The sequence below is a fragment of the Microbulbifer celer genome, from assembly GCF_020991125.1.
GTDB lineage: Bacteria > Pseudomonadota > Gammaproteobacteria > Pseudomonadales > Cellvibrionaceae > Microbulbifer > Microbulbifer celer.
Genome location: NZ_CP087715.1, coordinates 2,289,964 through 2,314,907 on the forward strand (window position 1 = coordinate 2,289,964; position 24,944 = coordinate 2,314,907).

The following is a 24,944-nucleotide window of genomic DNA, read 5'->3' on the forward strand; positions in this document are numbered from 1 at the left end:
GCCGAGCCCCCATGGATGGGTTCACGGCGTGTCTCAGAAGCACGTACCCGTCAGCGGCACCGCCAATAAACGGGGGTCAGGTGATACTAGGGCGCAGAAGCCGTACTGGAACTGGACTGCAGGCTACGAATCGCATCCCGCAGCTGAACCAGATCCTTGTTCACGGTACGACGATAGGTATCGATGGACTGCACCGCCTCTTCGTTGGCGCCAACGCGCGCGGTCAGGTCCGCTCGCACGGAGTTCAACTGACGCTCCAGGCTCCCCACCTTGTCCTGCGTTTCCCGAGACGCACTAACCGTAGACTTCTTCAGCGCGGCCAGCTCGCTTTCCAGTGCGGCAACCTTTTTCAGGCCGCTCTCCACGCCACTGACCTTTTTGGACAATGCAGCCACTTCCTGCTTGGCGGATGCAGCAGCAGCCTTGTTGGCAGCGATGCTCTTGCGGTTGGTATCGTAGGAGACCCCCCACAGCTTTTTGATCTCGGAGAGGTTTTCTTTCACTTTCGCGCCCAACACCTCGACGGATGCCGCGGACTCTTCACCGGACATCTCGAAACGCTTCTCCAGCTGCACAATGCGCTGCTCTGCCGCCGCCAGCTCGGCGTTGGTCTTCTGGCCTTCGTTATACAGAAAGCCCGCTGCACCGAGACCAGCCAGTCCCAACATCAGCGCGACAATCGTCAGAAAGGAGGAGCCCCCACCGGATGACTCTACCGGATCGGGCGCCGGCGCGGGGTTGCCGCGATGGCGCTGCCCGCCAATGGGGCCATTGCCAATCTCGGGATCCAGCGAGGCGCTGCTGCCATCCAGGGTCGGTTCTCTGCGTTGCATGTGTCTATCCTGCTTCTATTGCCTGCCGCGGCGTCTGGTGGTCCAGGCCGGGTCTGAAATTGGGTAGATTCCTGCGGCAGTTATATCAAAAACTGACGAAAAAGTAACCGGCGTCTATTATCAGGCTAGCTGCTGAGACAGCAGCAATTGAGTTTTTATCATCATTTTGGCCAGTCCACCCGCTTAATAATGACATCAACCGCGTGTAGAATGCGTCCCACCAATAACTGACCTGCGGTCCGCATGCAGTCGGGCCGGGTCTCGGAAAAAGGAAGGAATGAATCATGGCACATGTTCTCCCCGAACTCCCCTACGCTATGGATGCCCTGCAGCCGCACATCTCCCAGGAAACCCTGGAGTACCACTACGGCAAGCACCACAAGACTTACGTCGACAAACTGAACGGTCTGCTCGACGGCACCCCGGATGCTGACAAGTCTCTGGAAGAAGTGATCAAGTCCTCCTCCGGTGGCGTTTTCAACAACGCTGCTCAGATCTGGAACCACACCTTCTACTGGAACTGCCTGAGCCCGAACGGCGGCGGCGCAGCGAGCGGCGCAGTGGCGGAAGCCATCAATGCAGCCTTCGGTTCCTTCGACAAATTCAAAGAAGAGTTCACCAACAGCGCGGTGAACAACTTCGGTTCCGGCTGGACCTGGCTGGTGAAGAAAGCCGACGGTTCCGTAGCCATCGTCAACACGTCCAATGCGGAAACCCCGCTGACCGACGACAGCGTTACCCCGCTGCTGACCTGCGATGTATGGGAACACGCCTACTATATCGACTACCGCAACGCGCGTCCGAAGTACATGGAAGCCTTCTGGGCACTGGTGAACTGGGAGTTCGTCAACCAGAACTTCGCATGATCTGCCCCGTGCAGTGATTCGTAGAAAGCGGGCTCCGGCCCGCTTTTTTTGTGTCCAGGATTCTAAGGCCCGCGCACAGGGCCAGCAGGTGAGCGCGCTTCACATGTCAGGCGCAGGCAGTAGTGAGGATTTGCATCAGGCGGCGAAACTGGCTACAACTTGCAACCTCAATAATTATCCAATTACGCACTTTACGTTCCGGAGCTACCCTTTCCGGACATTATTGATCGGGGAACCACCATGAATCTGAAACTGACCCTGTTGGCCGCTGCCATAAGTACGCTGGCCATCACAGGTTGCGAACGCGAACAACCGTCCACCCAAGATCAGGCCAACGGCGTCGAAAACAGTGCCGCGGCAGCCGAAACCCCTGAGGCGATCAGCGAAGGCGCTACCAGCGAAAACGCCGAAGTGATTGAAAAGACCAACGCGCTGTTTGAAACCCAGTTTCAGACCCACCTGGATCGCAGCCCCGAGTTCAAGACCTTCCTCGGTATCAAGGAAGACTATGGCAAATGGGATGATATCTCGCCGGAATTCGAAAAAGAGACCTACGAGATCCACAAACGCCAACTGGCCGAGCTGAAAAAAATCGATCCTGCGCAACTCGACGACGCTACCCGCCTTTCACTCGAGTTGGCGATCCGCAATCTGGAACAGGAAATCGACGGCTACAAGTGGCGCCTGCACACCTACCCGGTCAATCAGATGTACGGGGTACACACCAGCGCCGCCTCACTGCTGATCAACCAGCATCGCATCAGTGACGTGTCCGACGCCAATGCCTACATTTCCCGCCTCAGCGCCCTGCCGGCCCACTTCGACCAGTTGATCGCCAACCTGAAGGAACGCGCCGATGCCGGCGTGATCGTTCCCAAATTTGTGTTTCCTTACATCATCGGTGATGGCGAAAACCTGATCACCGGTGCCCCCTTCGACGACGGCAAAGACAGCACCCTGTTTGCCGATTTTAAAGGCAAGGTGGCAGAGCTCAACATCAGTGACGAAGAGAAAACCGCGCTGGTGGAAAAAGCCAAAACCGCGCTGCTGGAGCACACCCAGCCTGCCTATGAAAAGCTGATCAGCTATCTCAGTGAGCTGGAAAAACAGGCCACCACCGACGACGGCGCCTGGAAGCTGCCAGACGGCGACAAGTTCTACCAGCACCGCCTGAATGTCTACACCACCACAGACATGACCGCCGACGAGATCCACCAGAAAGGCCTGGAGGAAGTTGAGCGCATCCACAACGAAATGCGTGAAATCATGCAAAAAGTGGAATTTGAGGGTAGCCTGCAGGAATTCTTCGAGTTCATGCGTACCGATGAGCAGTTCTATTACCCGGAAGGGGAAGAAGGCAAGCAGGCCTACCTGAAGAAGGCCACCGAAATCATCGACACCATGAAAGGTCGCCTGGACGAGCTGTTCATTACCAAGCCGAAAGCGGACCTGGTGGTGAAAGCGGTGGAACCCTTCCGCGAGAAGTCTGCGGGCAAGGCATTCTACCAGCGCCCGGCCCCAGACGGCTCCCGCCCAGGTATCTATTACGCCAACCTGTACAAGATGAGCAGCATGCCCACCTACCAGATGGAAGCGCTCGCTTACCACGAGGGCATCCCCGGGCACCATATGCAGCTATCCATCATGCAGGAGCTGGATAACATTCCCAAGTTCCGCAAGTTCGGCGGTTACACTGCCTATACCGAGGGTTGGGGCCTCTACTCCGAGCTGGTACCGAAAGAGATCGGCTTCTACAAAGACCCCTACTCCGACTTCGGCCGCCTGGCCATGGAACTGTGGCGCGCCTGCCGCCTGGTAGTCGACACCGGTATGCACAGCAAGAAATGGACCCGGGAAGAAACCATCGACTGGCTGGCAGAAAACAGCCCCAACCCCCACGGAGATGTGGTCAAGGCCATTGAGCGCTACATCGTCATGCCCGGCCAGGCAACGGCCTACAAGATCGGCATGATGAAGATCGTGGAACTGCGCGAGAAAGCGAAAACTGAACTGGGAGACCAGTTCGATATTCGCAAATTCCACGACGTGGTACTGGCCAATGGTGCCGTGCCGCTGGATGTTCTGGAAGAACTCGTGGACCAGTGGATTGCGGAGACCAAAGCGGGCTGATCACCCGCCGATCATTACTTGATCAACGCACGCAAGCCAAAAGCCGAGCCGGGTATTCCCGGCTCGGCTTTTTTCTTATCTGAGATTACTGCTATACAATCCCAAACCTGAACGCGTGTCACAAAACGTGCATGATGTCGCGCTGTTCCAGGGCGGACAAGTGCCCAAAGGTGGAGCGTCCGCAAACAATCCGATAACAACAAGACCCAGTAGCAAAATGGACTTACTACGCACACTGGCGCGCGCGCTCAGTCGCCGCGCAAACACCCCGCCCGTATCCCGCTCCAGGCGCAAACTTCGCAACCGCCTGATCGCCGGTGTGCTCGCCGGCGCCGCCACATTGGGCGGTTTCTCCCTGTCAAAATATTTTCAATCCCCCAATCTGGTCACCGAAGAGATCACTGAAGTACGCTATCTCGATCAGGGATGGACCGAGGAAGACCGGCAACGGTTTTACTTCACTCCCCAGGGCACCGAGTTGCAGGGACTGCACTACGACTGGCTGACCAAACTGGAACTGCCCAACTCCAAGACCCGACTCGCCAGTGAAAATATCATGCGCGGCTGGGGCTTTATCGTCGACCCGGAACAGCAACCTTCTGACAGTAATCCGGGCAACCTGCCCGTCGGTATGGGGCGCCACTGGAACCCCGATGCAGGAGCATTCCGCCTGGATCTCGGCTGTGCGCTCTGCCACACCGGTGAATTGCACTATAAAGGCACGGCATTGCGAGTGGATGGGGGCCAGGCGATCCATGGCATGTCCACCAGCGCAGCGGGTGAATTCATCACCTCGCTGAATGTGGCCGCGGCAGAGACTCTTGCCAACCCGGCAAAGTGGAATCGCTTCGCTGACGCCATCGCCGGAGAAGATGAAGATAAAAGGGATCAGCTGCAGAGCGAACTCTGGCAATACCTGCTGCGCGTAGTGGATTTTGCACAGGGGCCCGGAAATCCGGATCTGATCACTACCACCGAAGGGCGCGGCCGTACCGACGCGGTGGGCCGTATTGGCAATGTCGTTTTTGGTTACAACCTGGGTATCAAAGAAAACTACCATACGGCCAACGCGCCGGTGAGCTATCCGTTTCTGTGGGATATCTGGCGCTTCGACTGGGTGCAATACACCGGGTTTACCAATCAGGCGATGGCGCGCAACGTCGGCGAGAGCCTCGGCGTGATGGCGCCGGTGGCACTGGTGGATGAGAACGGCAACCTGTTGCCGGAAGGCGAGTTTGGCCGCTCCACCATCAATCTCGAAGGCATGCAGTGTATAGAGACCACACTGCGCAAACTGCGCCCGCCAAAGTGGCCACAAGATGTGCTGGGAAAAATTGATATCGCCCGCGCCACCCAAGGTAAGGCACTGTTCGCCGAGCAATGTGCAAGCTGTCATGGCCCGCATATCTCCAAGCCGTACCAATGGCCCGTGGCCGACAGCCCTGCAACCAGGCTCCCGGGGCAGATCGACGTCAACTGGCAATGGGATATGTCCGGGCAGATCAGCTACAACGCCGAAAACCGCCCCCAGCGAGAGGACTGGCGCAGGTCAATCTGGGCGGTTCCCTGGATAGATGTGGCAACCATCGGCACCGATGCCACAGCGGCGGAAAACTATGTAAAAAACGAATACAGCGCTGGACCGCTCCTGCCGGAAGGCGCAGACAAGGTCAATGCCGGCCACGGCCTGCAGCTGTTGATCAATCAGTTGATTCCCAGCCTGTACCAGCAGCGGGGCATCTCCAGCGACAACAATGCCATTGCCGATTACGACGGCCTCAATGTGCCGTTCCGCATCGTCAATAAAAAGGCGTACAAGGCACGCCCACTCCACGGCGTGTGGGCAACACCGCCCTATCTGCACAATGGCTCGGTTCCCACCATCTACGACCTGCTGTCACCGCTGGCAGCGCGCCCCGTGCGCTTCGGTATCGGTCACCGCGAATACAACCCGATAAGGCTCGGCTATATCACCGATATGCGCGAAGGGAACTTTGTGTTTGACACCACCATCAAGGGTAACCACAACACCGGCCACCTGTTTACCGATGCCGATGTCAGCGGCCGCATCGGCCGACGACTTACCGAGCGGGAGCGTATGGCGTTGCTCGAATACCTGAAAGTGATGGGCAACCCGGATTTCGATCAGGCCCTTGGCGGGGACCCGCAGAACTGGGCGAATTACAGCACACCGCCGGAAGGCCCCCTCGGCGAGCAGGCCTGCGAAAGCTTGCGCAGTGATGACATGCAAATGGCTGCCCAGGAGACCAGTCAATGAGACCCTGCATCTTACTATTCTGCACCCTTCTGCTTTCTGCCCATACCAATGCGCAACAGGAGCTGACATCAGACGCACTGGATAGCCTGGTGACGGAAATGGGCATGGAGATGAGTGATGCAGAGCGCACAGCCATCCTTTCGTCTATCAAATCTGCCCGAGAAATCTCCCGGGTGGCGCAGCAGCACAATGATGGGCCATACCGTCGCGACGCCCACGCCAAGGCAACCGGTTGCTTGCGCGCCGAATTTGAAATCAACGGCGACATACCCGCGGAGTTTCAACACAGCGTATTTGCCGAGCCCGGGCGCAGCTATCAATCCTGGATCCGTTACTCCAATGGCGACATGCTGGTACAACCGGACGGGAAAGGCGATGCCCGCGGCATGGCGATAAAACTGGTGGGCGCAACGGGCACTTCCATTGCACCGGAACTGGGGGCCACCGCCACCCAGGACTTCATCATGACCAACACCCCGGCCTTCTTTAACCGCAACATCCACGACTATGCGGAAAACATCACCCACCTGGCGAAACAGGATCGTACAGGTTGGTTTATCGGCCTGTGGCCGCCGCGGCTCAACCTGACAGAAATGCTCCGCGCAAGGCAGACCATTTCGTCCACAATCGACACACCGTTGGGCGAACGATACTTCTCCATGCTGCCCTACCGGCTCGGGGACACCGAACTGAAATTCTCCGCCCGCCCCTGCCCCGGCGCCCGCTACACCGTCACCGTCGACCAGAGCAAGCCAGATTTCCTCACCGCCCAGATGGCAGAAACCCTGGCATCCGACAGTGCCTGCTTCGATTTCATGGTGCAGCCGAGGGTCGCAGAGGGAGATATGCCCCTGGACGACGCCACCGTGATCTGGGACGAAGCGGAATCCCCGTTTATCCCAATCGCACGAATCCACATCCCGCCGCAGACCTTTACCAGCGACGCGCAACAGGCGTTTTGTGAGAATCTCTCGATGAACCCCTGGCACGGGGTGGGAGAATGGCAGCCCCTCGGCAGCCTGAATCGAGCGCGGCGGGTCGTGTATCACGCAGTGTCGGAGTTTCGCCACCGACAAAACGACGCACCACAAGTCACGCCAACAGACTGGTGTATTCCCGACAGTGACACACCATGCTCCCCGCAGCAGGGGTTGAATATCCGCAAGCCGACCTGGCCGCTGCCGCGCTGCTTTGATCCGGCGTTTAAACCGATAACAGGGGAAGTACGCGATAGCCGTTGCGATCGAGAAGGATATTTCACCGAGTACTCGGCCAGATGAACTGAAGTACGGGCGCAGGTACCGCTACCGGTGGCAGCCTTACAAGACCTTCAAAAACAGGGATGTTTTTGCAGAGCCCCCAGGGATGGGTTCACGGCGTGTCTTGTAAGGCTGCCACCGGTAGCGGTGCCGCCTCTCGCCAATACCACTTTGCCAAACATAGAATTTATTGAATCACCCCACAGGCAATCCGCGCCCCACCACCCCCAAGCGGTTTGGGCTTGTCGGAGTGATTGTCACCACCGGCGTGAATCATCAGCGCACGCCCCTTCAGGTCTGACACCTTGAGGCGCGGCGCCAGCACCGGCTCCGTCGCATTCCCATCACTATCCACAATCAGTACCGGCAAATCCCCCAGATGGCCATCCCCCCAAGGATATCCATGTTTGCCACTGTTCTTCGGATCGTAATGCCCACCCGCTGCACCGCCAGGCACCACCTTGCCGTCTTTGGTCGCCGGCTCACAGCTACCATTCGCATGCAAATGAAACCCATGCAGGCCTCGCGGCAACCCCTTCAGCTTCGGCGTAAACACCAACCCGTACGGCGTCTCGGTAATCGTCACCGTCCCCAGCATCCCATTCACCCCCTTCTCGGTGACCTTGGAAACACTGACGACCGTCTGCGCAGCGGCAGATAACGCCAGGCTCGACAGAGCGAGCCCAGCGACCAGAAATGTAAAACGGGAAACGGCTGACATACTGACCTCCTTCAACCTGCAAAATGACCCGCCCATTTCAGGTGCCAATGACACCCGATACGGGCAGCTGGCGCAGATTTCTCCGCGCCTATTGCCGTAAGTGTAGAAGGAAATGCCAACTTGCCCGCAACGGGCGGCAATCAGATGTGCAACACCTGCTTGACGAAGGGAATGGTGATCTTGCGCTGGGCCTGCAGGGACGCCTGATCCAGCTGCTCCAGACAGGCGAACAACGCCCGGGTATCTCTGGGTGCCCGGTGCAGAATGTACTGGGCCACGTCCTCCGGCAGATCAAAGCCCCGCAGGCGGCTGCGCTGGCGCAGCGCTGCCAGCTTGTCCGCATCGCTCAGCGGGTGCAGCTGGAACACCAGTGCCCACTGAAGACGCGAACGCAGGTCTGCCAACTGCAGGTCCAGTCCATTGGGAGACTTCCTGGCACCCACCAGCAATTGTCGCCCGCTGTCCTTCAATCGGTTATAGAGGTGAAACAGCGCCGTCTGCCAGCGGGCATCATTCTCTGCCCGCTCCAGATCGTCGATACACACCAGATCCAGGTGATCGAGCCCTTCCAGAATCATCTCCGGGTCGGAATCTTCCATGTCCCCCAGCGGCAGATACTGGAAACTGCGGCCTGCCCTCTCCGCTACCTGACACACAGACTGCAGCAGGTGAGTGACGCCGCTACCGGGCTCTCCCCACAGGTAGATAACCGGCTCCGGGTTTTCTCCACTAGCGAACTCCTGCAGCAACCCCACCACCTGTCGATTGCCATCGTCGGGAGACTGAAAGAAATTAGCGAACGTGGCATCGTCCCGCAGGGATACGCCCAGCGGCAATTGTTGGGGCACGCCGCTCTGGCCCTTATTATCGCGCGCAGTCACGGGATTACCGCCAGGTGTAGCGCAGAGGGTTCTGCGCACTGCCAAGGGGGGCGCGGTAACCGGTGAGATCCATCGGGCCCTCGTCCGCGTGTTTCAGGTTGCGGTTCAACGCCAGCGCATCGCGCAGGCTGGCCATAGGGGTCGCCGTGGTCAGCGATACCGTGAGGCAATCCCCACTGACCGCCAATACTTCAGCACTGCTCACCTGAGCCAGCTCCTGCAGATATTGGGTGGCCCGGGTGTAATCGGAAAAGCTGTCAATGCCGGCAATCTCCACCAGCACGGCGCTGGCCACACCATCGGACTCTCCGGTACTCACCGCATAGCGCTCGGCGAGCACATTGGCCGCTTCGTTGACCCCGCGCAAGGCCACCTCTTCCATTGAGTCACCACGGGCATCAAACGCATAACTGCGGCCACCGTGAATCAACAGCCAGTTGGCCTGCCAGCGCTGCCCGGAAGTCTGCAGCAGCCGCCCCATCAGTGTCGCGTCGGAACTGTAGCGCACACCGGCACGCTGGGCCGCGGCCTCGTCCTGTGCCCACAGGCTACCCAGCGGCATGTTGCGCTGATCGTTGAGGTCCATGACCGGGAAATCCAGCGGCAGACCGCGCTCCGCCGCGATCCCGTCCAACAGCCCGAACAGCTCGGGGTAATCTTCCTGTCGCAGGGAATCACGACCATTCTGCAGGGTATCCACCGCGATCCAGACCAGTGTCCCGGGGCGATTGGCCGGCCACAGGGGCAATTTCAACTGATGTACCAGGTCGTTGACCGCCCTCGGATCATAGGCAAGGTGCAGGTAAAGCTGGTTATCCTCAGTCTTGTAGCGGTAGACCTGCAGATAATTCTGGGCCTTTTCCAGTACCGGGGCCAACTGCGGGCTGCTGCCGATATCCTGGTCACCGGTAACACGTACGAATACACGCTCCAGGCCACGGCGGCTGGCACTGGCACGATCGGTGGTGCCGCGGCTGGGCACCTCCTCTATGACTTCATACAGATCGGGAATCACCCGCGCCTGTACCGGTTGCCAGGCGGCAAGCGCCAGCAGGATTAATACACTGAACAGTGCAATACGGGGCTGGAACGGCAATGGCATCGGAGTTCCCCTTTACCTCTTATTCTGGGTTGCCTTGCGGCAGGACTCGCTACCGCGGGCGCCGCAATAAAGCCCGCGATGGTCAAAATTATGGCTATTGTATCAGTGTCGGCTGTTTCTCCCAGCCTCCAGTTCGCAGAAATCGCGTATTTTCCCGGCTTCCATTGCCGATTTACCCGGTTTTTGCCCGGTTTGACGGCGATCAGTGCCAATGGAACTATCGCAATTAGTGCTGACAGCCCCTAAAATACGCGCCCTTCAAATCAGGCCCCCGACAGGTTGAACCATGAGCGACTCCAAGCCGAACACTCCTTCCGCCAGCCCCTCCCTCAGCTACAAAGATGCCGGTGTCGACATCGACGCAGGAAATGCGCTGGTCGAGCGTATCAAGCATGTAGCCAAGCGCACCCAGCGCCCGGAAGTGATGGGCGGACTGGGCGGCTTCGGCGCCCTGTGCGAACTGCCCAGCGGCTATAAAGAGCCGGTACTGGTAAGCGGCACCGATGGCGTGGGCACCAAACTGCGCCTGGCGATGGATCTGGGCATCCACGACAGTATCGGTATCGATCTGGTGGCCATGTGTGTCAATGACCTGGTGGTCGCAGGCGCCGAGCCCCTGTTCTTCCTCGACTACTACGCCACCGGCAAGCTGAATGTCGACATCGCCGCGGATGTCGTCTCCGGCATCGGCAAAGGCTGCGAACTGGCGGGCGCGGCGCTGGTAGGCGGCGAAACCGCGGAAATGCCCGGCATGTACGAAGGTGACGACTACGACCTGGCCGGCTTCTGCGTGGGTGTAGTGGAAAAGTCCGAGATCATCGACGGTAGCAAGGTCCGCACCGGCGACAAACTGATCGGACTCGGCGCCTCCGGCCCACACTCCAACGGTTACTCCCTGATCCGCAAGGTGCTGGAAATCAGCGATGCAGACCTGCAGAAGGACCTGGAAGGGAAAACCCTCGCTGAATCCCTGATGGCCCCCACCCGCATTTACGTCAAGAACCTGCTGGCGCTGATGAAGGAAGTCCAGGTCAACGCCCTGAGCCACATCACTGGCGGCGGCCTGCTGGAGAACCTGCCGCGGGTACTGCCGGAAAATGCCCGTGCGGTAATCGATACCAAAAGCTGGGACCTGCCACCGGTATTCCGCTGGCTGCAGGAGGCCGGCAATATCGAAGGCCGCGAGATGTACCGCACCTTCAACTGCGGTGTCGGTATGGTGATCTGCGTTCCCGCGGACCAGGCAGACAAAGCTCTGCAGACCCTCAAGGACCTGGGTGAAGAGGCCTTCGTTATTGGCTCCATCGAGCAAGGCGATGATGGCGAAGCGGTCGAGCTGGCGGGACTGTAAAGCGGTATGACAGACTCATCTTCCGTCGCCCAGTGCCGCGTGGTGGTGTTGATCTCCGGCAGTGGCACCAATCTGCAGGCCTTCCTCGATGCCGCCGCCGAGCCCGACTGCGCCTACCGCGTGGAAGCGGTGATCAGCAACAAAGCTGAGGCCTACGGCCTGACCCGCGCACAAAACGCCGGCGTCGCCACCCAGGTGCTCAGTCACCGGGAGTTTGCCGATCGCGAAAGTTTTGACCACGCCATGATCGAGGTTGTCGATGCCTACCAGCCAGATCTGATCATCCTCGCTGGCTTTATGCGCATTCTCACACCGGGCTTCGTGCGCCACTATAGTGGCCGGCTATTGAACATTCACCCGTCCCTGCTGCCCAAGTACCAGGGCCTGCATACGCACCAGCGGGCAATTGACGCTGGAGACAGCGAACACGGCGCTACGGTGCATTTCGTCACTGAAGAACTGGATGGCGGCCCACCGATTGTTCAGGCAGTGGTCCCGGTAGAATCTGGAGACACCGCCGACAGCCTTGCACAACGTGTGCAAGTGCAGGAACATAAAATCTATCCGCTGGCCGCGACCTGGTTTGCCGAGGGGCGGCTGAGGATGGTCGAAGATCGTGCCGAACTGGATGGCGAGCTACTGCCGCCAACCGGAAAACGGTTGTAGGGCCGGCTACACTTCCGGCCTGACTGAATGGAATATAGGCCGGAGGTGATACCTTGTCCCGCATTACAGCCACTAATCACATTGCGGCCACTGTCCGCACTGCCCTCGCATTCCTGATTCTCCTGCCCTTTTCCGTTGGTGCAGAACCATCCAGCGATTTAGCGCCCGATTCAACCTCGAGCATCCTGCAGCCATTTACCGCCACCTATGAAGCCAAGTTCGGCGGCTTTGGTGTGACCGCCGTGCGCACGCTTAGCGGTGGGCCCGATAGCTGGCGACTGGATTTTTCCGCCAATTCCCTGTTTGCCAAGATTGAAGAGTACTCACGCTTCAGTCGGCAAGGCACGCAGCTGTTGCCACAACACTACAACTACAAAAAAACCGGCCTCGGCCGAGATCGCCACACTGCGTTCAATTTTGACCACGCCAAGCACCGCATCACCAATATTTACGACAAAGAGCGCAGCATCAACGACGCGCCGAAGGACATTCAAGACAAAATCAGCTACCAGCTTCAACTGGCACAGGATGTGGCCGCGGGAAAGAAAAACCTGGAATACCGCGTTGCCAACGGAAAGAAAATCCGCCATTACAAGTTCCGCATTCTTGGCAACGAATCAATCAAAACGCCAATGGGAATGGTAGAAACCGTCAGGGTACAACGGGTACGGGAAGAGGACGCCGAGCGCGAAACTGACATCTGGTTCGCCCCGGAGTGGAATTACGCCTTGGTAAAACTTTCCCAGCAGGAAGAGGATGGCAAAAGCTACCAGATTACCCTGACGAAACTTACCATTGATGGCGCACCTGTAAACATAAAAAAATAACAAGAAAAAAATTTTCAAATATCGTAAAAAAATCGCGCCAATAAGTAGATTTTTCCGCTCTCAATCACTATAAAGTCGTCGCATTTTCCCTGTGCGTAAAATTCGCGCTGCTAGAATGTTTTCTACTAGGATTTTGTTTGCTTAAAGCGAAAACTTTCTGGAAAAGCTTCTCTGCCAAAAGCGGGCTGATTTTTCTCACCCGCTGACTGGCGACAATTTCAGCAATAGAGTGGGACCTCATGACTAATAAAACTCTGAGTAAAGCCGCACTGACCGCAGCGATCTGTGCGGTGTCCGGCGGCACCTTTTCCAGCGGGGCCATGGCTGCCGGCTTTGCACTTCAGGAATCCAGCGCTGCCGGTCTCGGTCGTGCCTACGCTGCAGAAAATACTGTTGGCGACACTGTTGGTATTCTGGCGCGCAACCCCGCGGGCTCCGCGCTGTTTGACACCATCACCGTGTCCGGTGGCTTCAACTATGTAAACCCGGAAATTGATGCCGCCGGCTATACACAGTATTTTGCCGAGACACCAATCGGCGATATCGCCCTGACGGACCCGATCTACCAGGAAGCCAACGACTACGCCAGCGGCGCCTTCGTTCCCTTCGGTTTTGTGGCGGTGCCCATTGATGACTGCTGGTCTTTCGGCCTGTCCGCGAACGCCGATTACGGCCTGGAAACCGACTTCAAACCCACCTGGGCGGTCACTCACATCGCCGACAAAACCGAGCTGTTGACCGTCAATATTGCTCCATCTATCGCATACAACTATCAGGACGTGTTCAGCATCGGCGTTTCCGCCAACTTCCTGTATGCGGACGCAACACTGAAGTCCAAGGTGCCGCGCGACTTTGCGCTGGACCCGGCACTGCAGCAGCCGCTGTCAGACGCCAAGATCCTGGACGCCAGTGGCGATGACTGGGACTACGGCTGGTCCATCGGCGCACTGTGGAACATCAGCGACCGCACCCGCATCGGTATTTCCTATCAGTCCGAGTTTGACCCGAAAATTAAAGCGGACGTGAATTCCGATCTATTGACCTCCGTCACTACCGAGCTGCCATTTGACAATGAGCGGGCCGACCTGACGCTGGACCTGCCAGATACCGCGGAGATCGGGCTCTACCACCGTTTCAACAACGAGTGGGGCCTGGCACTGGGTGCCACCTGGACCGACTGGGACGACTTTGAGCGCCTGGAAGCCTTCTTCCCCAATCAGGACATCAATGGGCAACCGTTCCCGGGTTACAACCCGCTGCACATCAAGGAAGAAAACTTCAAAAGTGGCTGGCGCTACAGCCTGGGCCTGGAGTACTACCCTTGTGACGAAGTGACCTGGCGTGTGGGCTATGCCTACGATGAAGGCGCTGCGCGCGATGGACTGTACACCGAAGAAACCGACCGGGTTGGCCGCGATGTCACCTGGCGCACCCTGTCTATTCCAGACAATGACCGTCACTGGGTAACCTTTGGCGGCAGCTACGAGTTCAGCAACCAGCTGAGCATCGATGGCGGCGTAGCCTACCTGTGGGGCGACGACTCCAAGATCCAGGAGTTCTCCAGCCTACCGGTGAGCTTCCCCACCCCGGCTGGTACGGCCACTGCCCTCAATACTTACTTTGACGGCGGCACTACCAATCTCGAAGCCTGGATTGCCGGTGTTGGTCTGAACTACAGCTTCTAATTCGACGCTCTCGAGTTAAGGTACAATCAGATAGATTGTTCCAGCGGGCCGGGTCACGTACCCGGCCTTTTTTATTCCCCCATTTTGCGCCCTTCCGACAAGTTCATCGCCCCTCAACTTCCCCGGTTTTCCCCATGCGCACCAGAAAAGAACCCGCCGCGCACTGATATCTCACCGTCGAACGCGTGTCTACGCACCACAAACTGGCCAAACCGCCGGCGACTCGCACCGAAACCGCTTCAACGGTGACGCCGGTATCAACATAAATAAACGCTCCCCGGTGGCCATCAGGCATTGCGGACAGACCTGGCTTTGCCTTTTTGCCACCCATGCAAATCCAACCGCCCAGTTAAAAATGTAACGATAACAACGATTTACCTAGCCAATGCCGCTCGGAACCGCATCAGTGCAAAAGACACAACCGAGTTAAACATTCAAACGTAAATCCACCGCGCAGAAAAAATTGGCACGCTCTTCGCAATGCGAACGGTGTAAAGGCCAATCGAAGGCCGAACGCATTCAAGCCACCTGACCACAATAACTCAGGTTGCAAACAACCCGGCAACGCCATTCGCAATACAGACATTGCGAGATATCGCACCGGCGATTGCCCACGAGCAGAGGCGCTCACAGAAGGCTGTCACCCGACAGGCTTCCGTGAGCGCTTTTTTTTTGCCCGAAATTTTAAAACCAGCAATTACAAACTAATCGCAATCACCAGGGGATAGATGACATGCAATGGAAGAAGCCCTTTCGAAAACTCGCCAGCAGTCTCGCGCTGACATTGACCTTTGGGGTGGCCGCTGCCCCCACAGTGTCGGAAGAGCTCGGTTACCCGGAGAAGGAAGAGCTCACCTTCGGATTCATCAAACTGACCGATATGGCACCCATCGCCATCGCCTATGAAAAAGGGTTCTTTGAGGACGAAGGTCTTTACGTCACCATCGAAGCCCAGGCCAACTGGAAAGTATTACTGGATGGCGTTATCGATGGACGACTGGACGGCGCCCACATGCTGGCCGGACAGCCAATCGCCGCTACCATGGGATTTGGCACCGAAGCCGAAATCATCACCCCCTTTTCCATGGACCTGAACGGCAACGGCATTACCGTTTCCAACGCCATCTGGGAAGAAATGAAGCCCAATATCCCCAAAAGGGATGACGGTAAACCGGTACACCCGATCAAAGCGGATGCACTGAAGCCGGTAGTGGAGAAATACAAGGAAGACGGCAAGCCCTTCAATATGGGTATGGTATTCCCGGTTTCCACCCACAACTATGAACTGCGCTACTGGCTCGCGGCCGGTGGCATTCACCCGGGCTATTACGCACCACACAAAGGCGATATCTCCGGTCACATCGATGCGGATGCACTGCTCTCGGTAACCCCACCACCGCAAATGCCGGCAACCCTTGAGGCCGGCACCATTTACGGCTACTGCGTGGGCGAACCCTGGAATCAGCAGGCGGTATTCAAGGGTATTGGTGTCCCCGTGGTAACCGACTACGAAATCTGGAAAGACAACCCGGAAAAAGTCTTCGGCATCACCAGGGAATTCGCCGAGAAATATCCGAACACCACCATCCGTCTCACACGCGCACTGATTCGCGCCGCCATGTGGCTGGATGAGAACAATAATGCCAACCGCTCGCAAGCCGTTGAGATTCTCTCCCAGTCAAACTACGTCGGCGCGGACTACGAGGTGATTGCCAACAGCATGACCGGCACCTTCGAGTACGAGAAAGGCGACAAGCGTGAGGTACCGGACTTCAATGTCTTTTTCCGTTACAACGCGACCTATCCCTACTACTCCGATGCCATCTGGTATCTGACCCAGATGCGTCGCTGGGGGCAGATTCCTGAAGACAAGCCGGACGCCTGGTACAAGGAACTCGCAGCCAGGGTTTACCGCCCGGACATTTATGAAGCTGCCGCAAAATCCCTGATCGCTGAGAAGCTGGCAACTGCAGCGCAATTCCCTGACTTTGAATCCGAAGACGGTTTCCGCGATCCGCAGACACACTTTATCGATGGCATCGTTTACAACGGCCACAAGCCGAACGAATACATTGAAAAGTTTCCCATCGGCCTGAAGTCCGGCCAGAAACTCTGACACAACTCAAACTGCAAGTAGACGGCCCGCCCATCAAAGGGCGGGCGACAAGAATAACTCCGCTCATCAACGGGTTTTAACCACCAAGAGGTAAAAGAACCATGCTATCCACAACAGTGAATACACGGAAATGGCAGGGGCTCCGATTACCACAGCTGAACAGCAACATGATCGGTGGCGCTACACGGGCAGTCACGTTGCCATTGATCGGCATACTGGCTTTCCTTTTGTTGTGGTCGGTTGCCGCGCAAAGCATTGATACTTCACTGGGCAAGTTCCCCGGGCCAGGTGCAGTGTTCGAGCAGTTCGAAGCGCTGCATGAGGAACACCAACGCTCGCGGGAAAAAGAAGTCGCCTTCTATGAGCGCCAGGAGGTCCGTAATGCCAAGCGTGTTGCGGAAGATCCGAGCTATGAGCCAAAGATCCGCGATTACACCGGTAAGGAAACCTTTGTCGACCAGATCTTTACCAGCCTGATCACCGTCATGAGTGGATTTTTACTCGCGGCGGCCATTGCCATTCCACTGGGTATTACCGTGGGCTTGAGCCGTACGTTGAACAGTGCCATCAACCCCATCGTTCAGATATTCAAACCGGTATCACCGCTGGCATGGCTTCCCCTGGTGACCATGGTGGTATCAGCGCTTTACACCACCCCGGACCCGGCAATCGCCAAGTCTTTTCTCAATTCCATGATCACCGTCACCCTGTGCTGTCTGTGGCCCATGGTGATCAATACCGCGATGGGAGTTGCGAGTATCGATGACGACTTGGTGAACGTCAGCAAAGTACTGCGGCTGCCGGCGCTGCGTCATGTACAGAAAGTCGTCCTGCCCGCTTCCGTGCCAATGATCTTTGCCGGTATGCGCCTGTCCCTCGGTGTGGCCTGGATGGTGTTGATCGCCGCGGAAATGCTGGCGCAAAACCCGGGACTGGGAAAGTTTGTGTGGGATGAATTCCAGAACGGCAGCTCCGATTCACTGGCGCGCATCATGGCCGCGGTCATCGTCATCGGCTTTATCGGATTCCTGCTGGATCGCGGCATGCAGGCCCTGCAGAGGCTGGTCTCCTGGGACAACGCTGCGAACTGAAAACACTACTGCCCAACGTACCCGTTTATACCGACTGAAAATTACCTGGAGAAAGTCATGAGTGCACTACTGGACATCAGTCATATCGACATGGAATTCCCTACCCCGAAAGGCCCGTTCACCGCGCTGCAGGACGTGGACCTAAAGATCGAAAAGGGTGAGTTCGTATCCCTGATCGGTCACTCGGGGTGCGGTAAATCCACGGTGCTGAATGTGGTCGCCGGCCTGTATCAAGCCACCCGCGGCGGAGTCATTCTCAACGGCAGGGAAGTTACGGAGCCCGGTCCGGAGCGCGCTGTGGTATTCCAGAACCACTCCCTGCTGCCCTGGCTGACTGCGTTTGAAAATGTTGAGCTGGCGGTCAAGCAGGTTTTCGGAAAGTCCCGCTCAAAAGCGCAAATGCGCGAGTGGATTGAACACAACCTCAACCTGGTGCATATGGGCCACGCCATGCACAAACGTCCCGGTGAAATTTCTGGCGGCATGAAACAACGCGTCGGCATTGCGCGCGCCCTATCGATGCAGCCGCAGGTCCTGTTGATGGACGAACCCTTCGGTGCTCTGGACGCCCTGACCCGCGCGCATATGCAGGATTCCCTGATGGAAATCCAGGCGGAACTGAACAACACCGTCATCATGATTACCCACGACGTGGACGAAGCGGTGCTGCTCTCCGACCGTATTGTGATGATGACCAACGGCCCTGCGGCCACTATCGGCGAAATACTTAACGTAGACCTGGCTCGCCCGAGGGAACGTCTCGCCCTGGCAGATGACCCGACCTACAACCACTACCGCTCCCGGGTACTGAAATTCCTGCACGAGCGGCACGGTAAGCCGGATGTACCGGTTCCCTCAGCGAAAGCGCCGGAAGAAAAATTACAAAATGGTACGGCTTCTGCGGCCTCAGAAACCAACAAGGCGGAACAGGATTCCGTCGAACATGCGGCCTGATCGATCGGCTTTAACCGGGTCTGCATCCAGATTAAAAAACTCAAACAGCTAAGAGACTATAACTACACAAGGATCACGTTATGAAACCAACCCAATACAAGGCCCGTTTCGCCGTTTCGTCACTGGCGGCCATGATTGCTGCGGCGGCTGTGCCCGCAATGGCACAGGAAGAAGTTGAACAGGCGGCTCCCAGTGTCAGCAGCTTCAGTGATGCCCTGAGCGAGGGGGATGTGACCCTCGGCTTTCGCGGCCGCAGCGAGTTCGTCGACAGCGAAGGCGGCAGCGATGTCGATCTCACCAGTATCAAAACCCGTCTGACGTTCAGTTCTGCGAGTTATCAGGGACTGAGCCTGCTGCTGGAAATGGACGACGTCACCCATGTCACCGAGTTTGAAGGCGGTGTCGGCGACCCCGAAGGTACCGAGGTCAACCAGGCGCTGCTGATCTACAAGTTCGCCGATACCAGCCTCAAGTACGGCCGTCAGCGTATTCTGCTGGACAATCAGCGTTTCGTCGGCGGCGTGGGCTTTCGTCAGAACGAGCAGACTTACGATGGCTTCAGTGTTGCCAATACCAGCCTTGAAGACACCTCGCTATTTGCTGCGCGCGTTCGCAACGTCAATCGTATTTTCGGTGAAGACAGCCCCCTGGGGGATCACACCAATGACACCTATCTGCTGAACGCCAAGTATGCCGGCCTGCCGCTGGGTGTGCTGACCGGCTATGCCTACCTGCTCGATAACAAGGACGCCGCCGCCTTTTCCACCGATACCTACGGTGCACGCTTTGCGGGCAATGCCGGCGAATTCGGTTATACCGTCGAGTACGCCACCCAGTCATCTGCTGCCAACAATCCCGCCGATTACGATGCGGACTATCTGCTGGCCGAAGGCAAACTGAAATTGGGGCAGTTCACCCTTTCCGGTGGTTATGAGTTGCTGGGGGCAGATGGAGACAAAGGGCAGTTCATTACCCCACTGGCCACCCTGCACAAATTCCAGGGCTGGGCGGACAAATTTCTCGGCGGCGGCACCGGCAATATCCCCGGCGGTATTGAAGATGTGTACATGTCGCTGGGCACCAAGCTCGGCAACGTCAAACTGGCGGTCAACTATCACCAGCTCAACTCTGACGACAGCAGCGTTTCCGGCATGGACAGGCTCGGTAGCGAACACGGTTTTCTCGCCGCCACTTCCCTGGCTGGCGTCAACCTGAGCCTGAAGTACAGCAGTTTCACTGCCGATGACTACAGTACAGATACCGATAAATTATGGCTCACCGCCGCTGCCAACTTTTAAAGCGCACAGCCAAGTTCAAGGAATACAAGTTCAAGGAATTGACGAGTGCCCAACCCAAACTGCTCGTTGAGCGTTTGCCCGGCCCCCCGGCCGTAATGCTGTTTACTTAACGAAATTCTGCGCGAAGGTGGCGATGCCGGGTGTGGTCTTGCGAGACCGTCTGCGGCCAGGACGGCCGCAGCCGAGCCCCCAGGGATGGGTTCACGGCGTGTCTCGCAAGACCACACCCGGTAGCGGCACCGCCACTTAACAGCTTAAGTGAACAGTATTAGCCGCCCGGCCGGGCTTTTTTATTCACCGTCTCTTCAGTCTCCACATACTGCACAGGGCTGATTGACGGGTAACCGCAGTGCGCGCCACTCCAGCGTCTCTGCCTCAAACAACTGCAACCGGTTCAAGCTGGAAACCGACAAGCCCAGCAGCATCTTCAATGCTTCCAATGCCTGAGCGCTGCCCATCATACCCAGCGCAGGGCCGATCACACCGACGGTTGAGCAATTCTCCGCTTCCGGCACCTCCTCTCCCTGTGTGGCCGGCGATTTAGCGGGGGGAAACAGGCAGGCGTAACAGGGACTGGCAGACTTGCGAAAATCAAAGCTTACCAGCTGCCCGGAAAAGCCCCGCACCGAGGCCATGATTACCGGCACACGCGCATTTAAACAACAGCGGTTGATAATGTGGCGGATATTGAGATTGTCGGTACAGTCCAGCACCAGATCAAAAGACTGCTGATCCAGCAGCGCCGTCAGCCACGCCTCGTCCGCCATACGCGCATGCGCCTGCACGCGGATTTCCGGATTGGCAGCGGTCAACTGTTGTGCAGCCACCTGGGCCTTGGACTTTTCCCGGTGATTGGTCTTGTACAGCACCTGACGCTGCAGGTTGGAAATATCCACCGTATCACCGTCCACCAGATGCAGCTCACCGATGCCAGCGGCAGCGAGATACAGTGACGCCGGGCTGCCAAGGCCGCCCAGCCCCACGATCAGAATTTTCGCCTGGCCGAGCGTTTCCTGCCCTGCTTCACCCACCTGCGGCAGCATGATCTGACGGCTATAGCGCTGCAACTGTTTACGGCTCAACATCTGGCTCTACCCGTTATCCTTCAATTATTTTCCAGCACAGTACTCAGCTGTTTGACCGCCTGCCGGTAATCCGGCGCTTTTGTGACAGCGGTCACCACTGCAATACTACCAACTCCGGTAGCGGCAATCACCGGCGCGCGCGCCAGGTCGATGCCACCAATGGCCACCAGGGGATAGCCCGGCAGCAGCGCGGCCATACGCGCGAGCTTTTCCGGCCCCTGCAGCTGGCCACTCATATCCTTGGTATTGGTGGCGTAAATGGCACCGATGGCCAGGTAGCTGGGCCGATACTGGTAGGCGTAGAGCAACTCGAAAAAGCCGTGGGTACTGATACCGAGTTTGAGTCCGGCGGCCTGAATGGCCTTGAGATCCGCGTCCTGCAGATCTTCCTGCCCCAGATGCACACCGTAGGCCCCACACTCGATGGCGAGCTGCCAGTGGTCATTGATAAACAGCCGCAGATCGTAGTCACGGCCGATACTGACGGCCTGCTCGATCTGTCGACGAAGATCATCGCCAGGGCGCTTGATCCGCAGCTGCAATGTCCGCACCCCGGCCCGGGCGAGCTTCTCGATCCATTCCACCGAGTCCACTACCGGATACAGGCCGAGGCGATGACTATCCGGCTGCGCAAATTCCGCCGCGTAACGGCTTGCCTGCTGTGCGCGGTAACACCCGTATTTTTTCGCCTGTTCACTGCCCTGGATCAGTACCCTGGGGAAATCCTCCAACTGATCCGGCCAGCCACAATGACCCACCGGGCCGGCACCGCCGCCTATATGCGCGTTGTTGCCGAGGCGCAGCCCGCGGCGCACATAGGCATTGGCCACCACACAGGCATCTTTCAGCGGATAACCCAGGGCGAGCAGTGCCGCAATCGCGGACGACAGGGTGCAGCCGGTACCGTGGGTATGCGGGGTATCGATTTTGGTACCGATCAACCAGTCTTCGGCGACGGCGTCGTCGACATTACCAGAGCCCCGACACAACAGGTCTGCGGTGGTACCGGGTTCAATTTCAAAATGGCCACCAGTGACCAGTAGTGCAGATGCGTGTTTTCCACGGACCTTGTGGGCAGCGGCGAGAATGGTTTCCGCAGTGTCCGCCTCAACCTCCGCCAACCACCCCAGCTCCTGGCTGTTGGGGGTAATCAGGGTACACAGGGGCAGCAATTCATCCAACACTGCCGCGGCGGTAGTGTCTTCAGTAAGCCGGCTGCCGCTGGTAGCCACGGCCACGGGGTCGTATACCACCGGTATCCTCTCGCCCCGCGCGCTCAGGGCCCGCAGAAACCCGGCAACCAACCTGACTTGCCCGGTATTTGCCAACAGGCCAATCTTGATCGCCGCGGGCCTCAGGTCGGCCATCAGGGCATCCAGTTGCGATTGCAACACGGCATCGGCAACCGCATTGATCGCAGGTACACCGAGAGTATTTTGCGCGGTATTGGCGGTAATGGCGCTACAGCCATACACGCCGAAATCGTGCATGGTGAGCAGATCCGCCTGAATACCGGCACCGCCACCGGAATCACTGCCAGCGATCGTCCACACGATCGGCCTTGAGGCAGTTGGGTGATTCTGTCCGGCGGCATTCATGCTTGTTCTCCGTCTTTCTCACCGACTTTTTGTCCGGCGCTGACGGTCTGCTGCCAGAACGGCATATCCAGCATTGGGGTACTGGGGCTCGCAGTCTGTCGCTGTAACATCAAACCGGCGTTATGCGCCGCGCGGCCGGACTCGACGGCGAGCCGGAATGCCTCAGCCATCAGCACCGGGTTCTGCGCCCTGGCAATGGCGGTATTCAGCAGCACCGCATCAAAGCCCATCTCCATAGCCTCTGCCGCCTGGGACGGTGCACCGATACCGGCGTCGATGATCATTGGAATATCCGGCAGGCGTTCGCGCAGGGTCTGCAGGTTGTACTTGTTCATCAGCCCGCGGCCGGTACCGATGGGCGAGCCCCAGGGCATCAGCACCTCACAGCCTGCGTCCCGCAGCCGGGTGCACACCACCAGATCGTCGGTACAGTAAGGCAGCACCTTGAAACCGCGTCGCACCAGTTCCCGTGCGGCTTCGATCAGCCCGTAGGGGTCCGGCTGCAGATTGTAATCGTCACCGATGACTTCCAGTTTGAGCCAGTCAGTACCGAAGATTTCCCGGGACATTTCCGCCAGCGCGATCACTTCTTTCGGCGTTTTACAGCCAGCAGTATTCGGCAGTAACTGACAGCCGGATTCGCGGATATAGTTCCAGATCATTTTCCCCTGCTGCTGTTCCGGGCTCTGGCGACGCAGTGACAGGGTAATGATTTCCGCACCGGAGGTGGCGACGGATTCGCGCATGATCGCCGGTGACGGATAGAGCGCGGTCCCCACCAGCAGGCGGCTGTTAAATGCTTTGCCGTAGAGTTTCAGGGTGTCTGGCTTTTTGTATGGTGTCGTTTCCGTCATTACATCAACCTCCCACAACCGGCGCGACAACATCGAGGCTGTCGCCATCTTTCAGAATCACTTGCCGATAGGTGGCACGGGCAACAAAATCGCCATTCAGGGCAACGGAGAAAGTTTCCCCGGTATAACCCAGTTGCTGCAGCAGATCGGCAAGCGTCACGCCGATCGGTTCCACAGTGATATTTTCTCCATTGACCATCAGTTGCATGGGGTCACCTGTTTGTCTGTAATCATTTCAATTTGTGTCTCGACCTGTTGCACCAGTGTCGGTGCCAGCAGGTAGCCGTGGCGGAAAAGTCCGTTGACGCGGATCAGGCCAGGGCTGGATTGCACCACTGGAAGATTGTCCATGGTGGCTGGGCGGCAATTGACCCGGGTTTCGATCACGCGCGCTTCGGCAAACGCGGGGTGGATGGAATAGAGCGCAGAGGACAGTTCCATGGTGGAGCGCAGGGAAATCGGCGAGAGATCGTCGCTTTCGATTTCGGTGGCACCGATAACGGTTTGATTGTTTGCCCGCGGTACGGCATAGAGCTGGTAACGGGGATGTAGCAGTCGCACCGGACGGTGCAGGTGCACTTCCGGGGTTTCCACCACCATGACCTCTCCCCTGACGCCGCGCAGCCCCTGAATTTGTTCACGGGCACCGAGGCCGCGGGTGTCGATGACGAGGTCGAAACTTTCCCGGGAGGTTGCTGTGACGATGGTGTTTTCTTCGCAGTCTACCTGAGTGTTTTCGCGCAGGGTTACCTGATTCTGCGCAATGGCTTCGCGCAGTGCGGGTAGTAGTTTGCGGTTGTCGATGTCGGCTTCGGGGCCGAGGTAGAGGCCCTGGTCAAAGCGGTCGAGGTCTGGCTCGAGGTTTTGCAGGGTCTGATGTTCCAGCCACTGCAGTTGGTTCTGGTTTTCTGGAGGAAGTTTTGCGTTGAGTTCCTGCTGGAATTGCAGGAGTTCGTTGCGATCCTGTGGGTGGGCGACGAGGATGCTGCCTTTTTGCCGGTAATCGACCGGTATTCCGGTTTGCTGTTCCAATTGTGTTGCCCATTGGGGCCAGTGTTGCAGGCTTTGCAGGCCCAGCTGGTAGATGGGCGGGGGGCAGTGGAACAGTTCCGACAGTGGGGAGATCATGCCGGCGGCGGTGTGGCAGGCACCGGTTGGTTTTTCCAGGGTTCCGGAATCAAACAATGTGATCTGGTGCCCCTTATTCGAGAGACACCAGGCTAATAGCCGGCCCATCAGACCGGCTCCTGCTATTGCGATGTTAATTTGGTCTGGTGCCACTTGTGATTCCCGTGGTCCGTGCTTGGCAAGTTAATGGGCGGCAGTGCTACGGGTAAGCCTTCGCCAGA

General features: G+C 57.8%; 21 protein-coding genes. 12 read left to right on the plus strand and 9 right to left on the minus strand.

What is annotated here, in order from left to right; translation table 11 throughout:
• Positions 1-86: 86 nt before the first annotated feature.
• Positions 87-833 (minus strand): hypothetical protein, encoded by a 747-nt coding sequence (locus LPW13_RS09600; RefSeq protein ID WP_230434933.1) that lies wholly within the window; start codon positions 831-833, stop codon positions 87-89.
• Positions 834-1,117: 284 nt separating this feature from the next.
• Between LPW13_RS09600 and LPW13_RS09605 the strand changes: the two genes are divergently transcribed.
• The 4 genes from LPW13_RS09605 to LPW13_RS09620 all read left to right on the plus strand — a co-directional run bounded on the left by LPW13_RS09605 (position 1,118) and on the right by LPW13_RS09620 (position 7,387).
• Positions 1,118-1,699, plus strand: a complete 582-nt coding sequence (locus LPW13_RS09605) for a superoxide dismutase (protein WP_230434934.1) — start codon at positions 1,118-1,120, stop codon at positions 1,697-1,699.
• A 240-nt stretch (positions 1,700-1,939) separates the two neighbouring features.
• Positions 1,940-3,829, plus strand: a complete 1,890-nt coding sequence (locus LPW13_RS09610; RefSeq protein WP_230434935.1) for a DUF885 domain-containing protein — start codon at positions 1,940-1,942, stop codon at positions 3,827-3,829.
• Between the two features lie 217 nt (positions 3,830-4,046).
• Positions 4,047-6,107, plus strand: coding sequence for a c-type cytochrome (locus tag LPW13_RS09615; RefSeq protein WP_230434936.1), 2,061 nt, complete (start codon positions 4,047-4,049; stop codon positions 6,105-6,107).
• Positions 6,104-7,387: a catalase family protein gene (locus LPW13_RS09620; RefSeq protein WP_230434937.1), complete on the plus strand. Its 1,284-nt coding sequence runs from the start codon at positions 6,104-6,106 to the stop codon at positions 7,385-7,387. Before LPW13_RS09615 ends, LPW13_RS09620 begins: the two co-directional genes overlap by 4 nt.
• A 166-nt stretch (positions 7,388-7,553) precedes the next feature.
• Here LPW13_RS09620 and sodC read toward each other — a convergent pair whose 3' ends face one another.
• From sodC to LPW13_RS09635, 3 genes are all read right to left on the minus strand, one after another.
• A complete protein-coding gene (sodC, locus tag LPW13_RS09625; RefSeq protein WP_241292407.1) occupies positions 7,554-8,087 on the minus strand; it encodes a superoxide dismutase [Cu-Zn] SodC in 534 nt (177 codons plus the stop codon).
• A 140-nt stretch (positions 8,088-8,227) separates the two neighbouring features.
• Positions 8,228-8,968, minus strand: a complete 741-nt coding sequence (hda, locus tag LPW13_RS09630; protein ID WP_230434939.1) for a DnaA regulatory inactivator Hda — start codon at positions 8,966-8,968, stop codon at positions 8,228-8,230.
• Positions 8,969-8,972: 4 nt separating this feature from the next.
• Positions 8,973-10,070 (minus strand): DUF2066 domain-containing protein, encoded by a 1,098-nt coding sequence (locus tag LPW13_RS09635; protein WP_230434941.1) that lies wholly within the window; start codon positions 10,068-10,070, stop codon positions 8,973-8,975.
• 286 nt (positions 10,071-10,356) lie between these two features.
• Here LPW13_RS09635 and purM point away from each other — a divergent pair, with 286 nt between their 5' ends.
• The 8 genes from purM to LPW13_RS09675 all read left to right on the plus strand — a co-directional run bounded on the left by purM (position 10,357) and on the right by LPW13_RS09675 (position 20,058).
• Complete coding sequence (gene purM, locus LPW13_RS09640; RefSeq protein WP_230434943.1) at positions 10,357-11,421, plus strand: phosphoribosylformylglycinamidine cyclo-ligase; 1,065 nt, start codon at positions 10,357-10,359, stop codon at positions 11,419-11,421.
• Between the two features lie 6 nt (positions 11,422-11,427).
• Positions 11,428-12,087, plus strand: a complete 660-nt coding sequence (purN, locus tag LPW13_RS09645) for a phosphoribosylglycinamide formyltransferase (RefSeq protein WP_230434944.1) — start codon at positions 11,428-11,430, stop codon at positions 12,085-12,087.
• Between the two features lie 53 nt (positions 12,088-12,140).
• Positions 12,141-12,914: a DUF3108 domain-containing protein gene (locus LPW13_RS09650; protein ID WP_230434946.1), complete on the plus strand. Its 774-nt coding sequence runs from the start codon at positions 12,141-12,143 to the stop codon at positions 12,912-12,914.
• Positions 12,915-13,153: 239 nt separating this feature from the next.
• Positions 13,154-14,599, plus strand: coding sequence for an OmpP1/FadL family transporter (locus tag LPW13_RS09655; protein WP_230434948.1), 1,446 nt, complete (start codon positions 13,154-13,156; stop codon positions 14,597-14,599).
• A 733-nt stretch (positions 14,600-15,332) separates the two neighbouring features.
• Entirely contained in the window at positions 15,333-16,715 is a 1,383-nt protein-coding gene (locus tag LPW13_RS09660) for a CmpA/NrtA family ABC transporter substrate-binding protein (RefSeq protein WP_230434950.1), read from the plus strand.
• A 101-nt stretch (positions 16,716-16,816) separates the two neighbouring features.
• Entirely contained in the window at positions 16,817-17,806 is a 990-nt protein-coding gene (locus tag LPW13_RS09665) for an ABC transporter permease (RefSeq protein ID WP_230434952.1), read from the plus strand.
• Between the two features lie 57 nt (positions 17,807-17,863).
• A complete protein-coding gene (locus LPW13_RS09670) occupies positions 17,864-18,760 on the plus strand; it encodes an ABC transporter ATP-binding protein (protein WP_230434953.1) in 897 nt (298 codons plus the stop codon).
• An 80-nt stretch (positions 18,761-18,840) separates the two neighbouring features.
• Positions 18,841-20,058: an alginate export family protein gene (locus tag LPW13_RS09675; protein WP_230434955.1), complete on the plus strand. Its 1,218-nt coding sequence runs from the start codon at positions 18,841-18,843 to the stop codon at positions 20,056-20,058.
• A 305-nt stretch (positions 20,059-20,363) separates the two neighbouring features.
• Here the strand turns inward: LPW13_RS09675 and LPW13_RS09680 are convergent, their stop codons facing one another.
• The 5 genes from LPW13_RS09680 to thiO are packed head-to-tail and all read right to left on the minus strand — an operon-like array spanning position 20,364 to position 24,876.
• Entirely contained in the window at positions 20,364-21,143 is a 780-nt protein-coding gene (locus tag LPW13_RS09680; RefSeq protein ID WP_230434956.1) for a HesA/MoeB/ThiF family protein, read from the minus strand.
• Positions 21,144-21,163: 20 nt separating this feature from the next.
• Complete coding sequence (gene thiE / locus LPW13_RS09685) at positions 21,164-22,696, minus strand: thiamine phosphate synthase (protein ID WP_230434958.1); 1,533 nt, start codon at positions 22,694-22,696, stop codon at positions 21,164-21,166.
• A 41-nt stretch (positions 22,697-22,737) separates the two neighbouring features.
• Positions 22,738-23,595 (minus strand): thiazole synthase, encoded by an 858-nt coding sequence (locus LPW13_RS09690; protein ID WP_230434960.1) that lies wholly within the window; start codon positions 23,593-23,595, stop codon positions 22,738-22,740.
• A 4-nt stretch (positions 23,596-23,599) separates the two neighbouring features.
• On the minus strand, positions 23,600-23,803 hold the full coding sequence (thiS, locus tag LPW13_RS09695; protein WP_230434961.1) for a sulfur carrier protein ThiS: 204 nt from the start codon (positions 23,801-23,803) through the stop codon (positions 23,600-23,602).
• Positions 23,794-24,876, minus strand: a complete 1,083-nt coding sequence (thiO, locus tag LPW13_RS09700) for a glycine oxidase ThiO (RefSeq protein WP_268932632.1) — start codon at positions 24,874-24,876, stop codon at positions 23,794-23,796. Before thiO ends, thiS begins: the two co-directional genes overlap by 10 nt.
• Positions 24,877-24,944 lie beyond the last annotated feature (68 nt).

Coding starts and splice junctions, on each gene's coding strand:
- LPW13_RS09600 (WP_230434933.1), bottom strand. CDS start 833: ATGCAACGCAGAGAACCGACCCTGGATGGCAGCAGCGCCTCGCTGGAT.
- LPW13_RS09605 (WP_230434934.1), top strand. CDS start 1,118: ATGGCACATGTTCTCCCCGAACTCCCCTACGCTATGGATGCCCTGCAG.
- LPW13_RS09610 (WP_230434935.1), top strand. CDS start 1,940: ATGAATCTGAAACTGACCCTGTTGGCCGCTGCCATAAGTACGCTGGCC.
- LPW13_RS09615 (WP_230434936.1), top strand. CDS start 4,047: ATGGACTTACTACGCACACTGGCGCGCGCGCTCAGTCGCCGCGCAAAC.
- LPW13_RS09620 (WP_230434937.1), top strand. CDS start 6,104: ATGAGACCCTGCATCTTACTATTCTGCACCCTTCTGCTTTCTGCCCAT.
- sodC (WP_241292407.1), bottom strand. CDS start 8,087: ATGTCAGCCGTTTCCCGTTTTACATTTCTGGTCGCTGGGCTCGCTCTG.
- LPW13_RS09635 (WP_230434941.1), bottom strand. CDS start 10,070: ATGCCATTGCCGTTCCAGCCCCGTATTGCACTGTTCAGTGTATTAATC.
- purM (WP_230434943.1), top strand. CDS start 10,357: ATGAGCGACTCCAAGCCGAACACTCCTTCCGCCAGCCCCTCCCTCAGC.
- purN (WP_230434944.1), top strand. CDS start 11,428: ATGACAGACTCATCTTCCGTCGCCCAGTGCCGCGTGGTGGTGTTGATC.
- LPW13_RS09655 (WP_230434948.1), top strand. CDS start 13,154: ATGACTAATAAAACTCTGAGTAAAGCCGCACTGACCGCAGCGATCTGT.
- LPW13_RS09660 (WP_230434950.1), top strand. CDS start 15,333: ATGCAATGGAAGAAGCCCTTTCGAAAACTCGCCAGCAGTCTCGCGCTG.
- LPW13_RS09665 (WP_230434952.1), top strand. CDS start 16,817: ATGCTATCCACAACAGTGAATACACGGAAATGGCAGGGGCTCCGATTA.
- LPW13_RS09670 (WP_230434953.1), top strand. CDS start 17,864: ATGAGTGCACTACTGGACATCAGTCATATCGACATGGAATTCCCTACC.
- LPW13_RS09675 (WP_230434955.1), top strand. CDS start 18,841: ATGAAACCAACCCAATACAAGGCCCGTTTCGCCGTTTCGTCACTGGCG.
- LPW13_RS09680 (WP_230434956.1), bottom strand. CDS start 21,143: ATGTTGAGCCGTAAACAGTTGCAGCGCTATAGCCGTCAGATCATGCTG.
- LPW13_RS09690 (WP_230434960.1), bottom strand. CDS start 23,595: ATGACGGAAACGACACCATACAAAAAGCCAGACACCCTGAAACTCTAC.
- thiS (WP_230434961.1), bottom strand. CDS start 23,803: ATGCAACTGATGGTCAATGGAGAAAATATCACTGTGGAACCGATCGGC.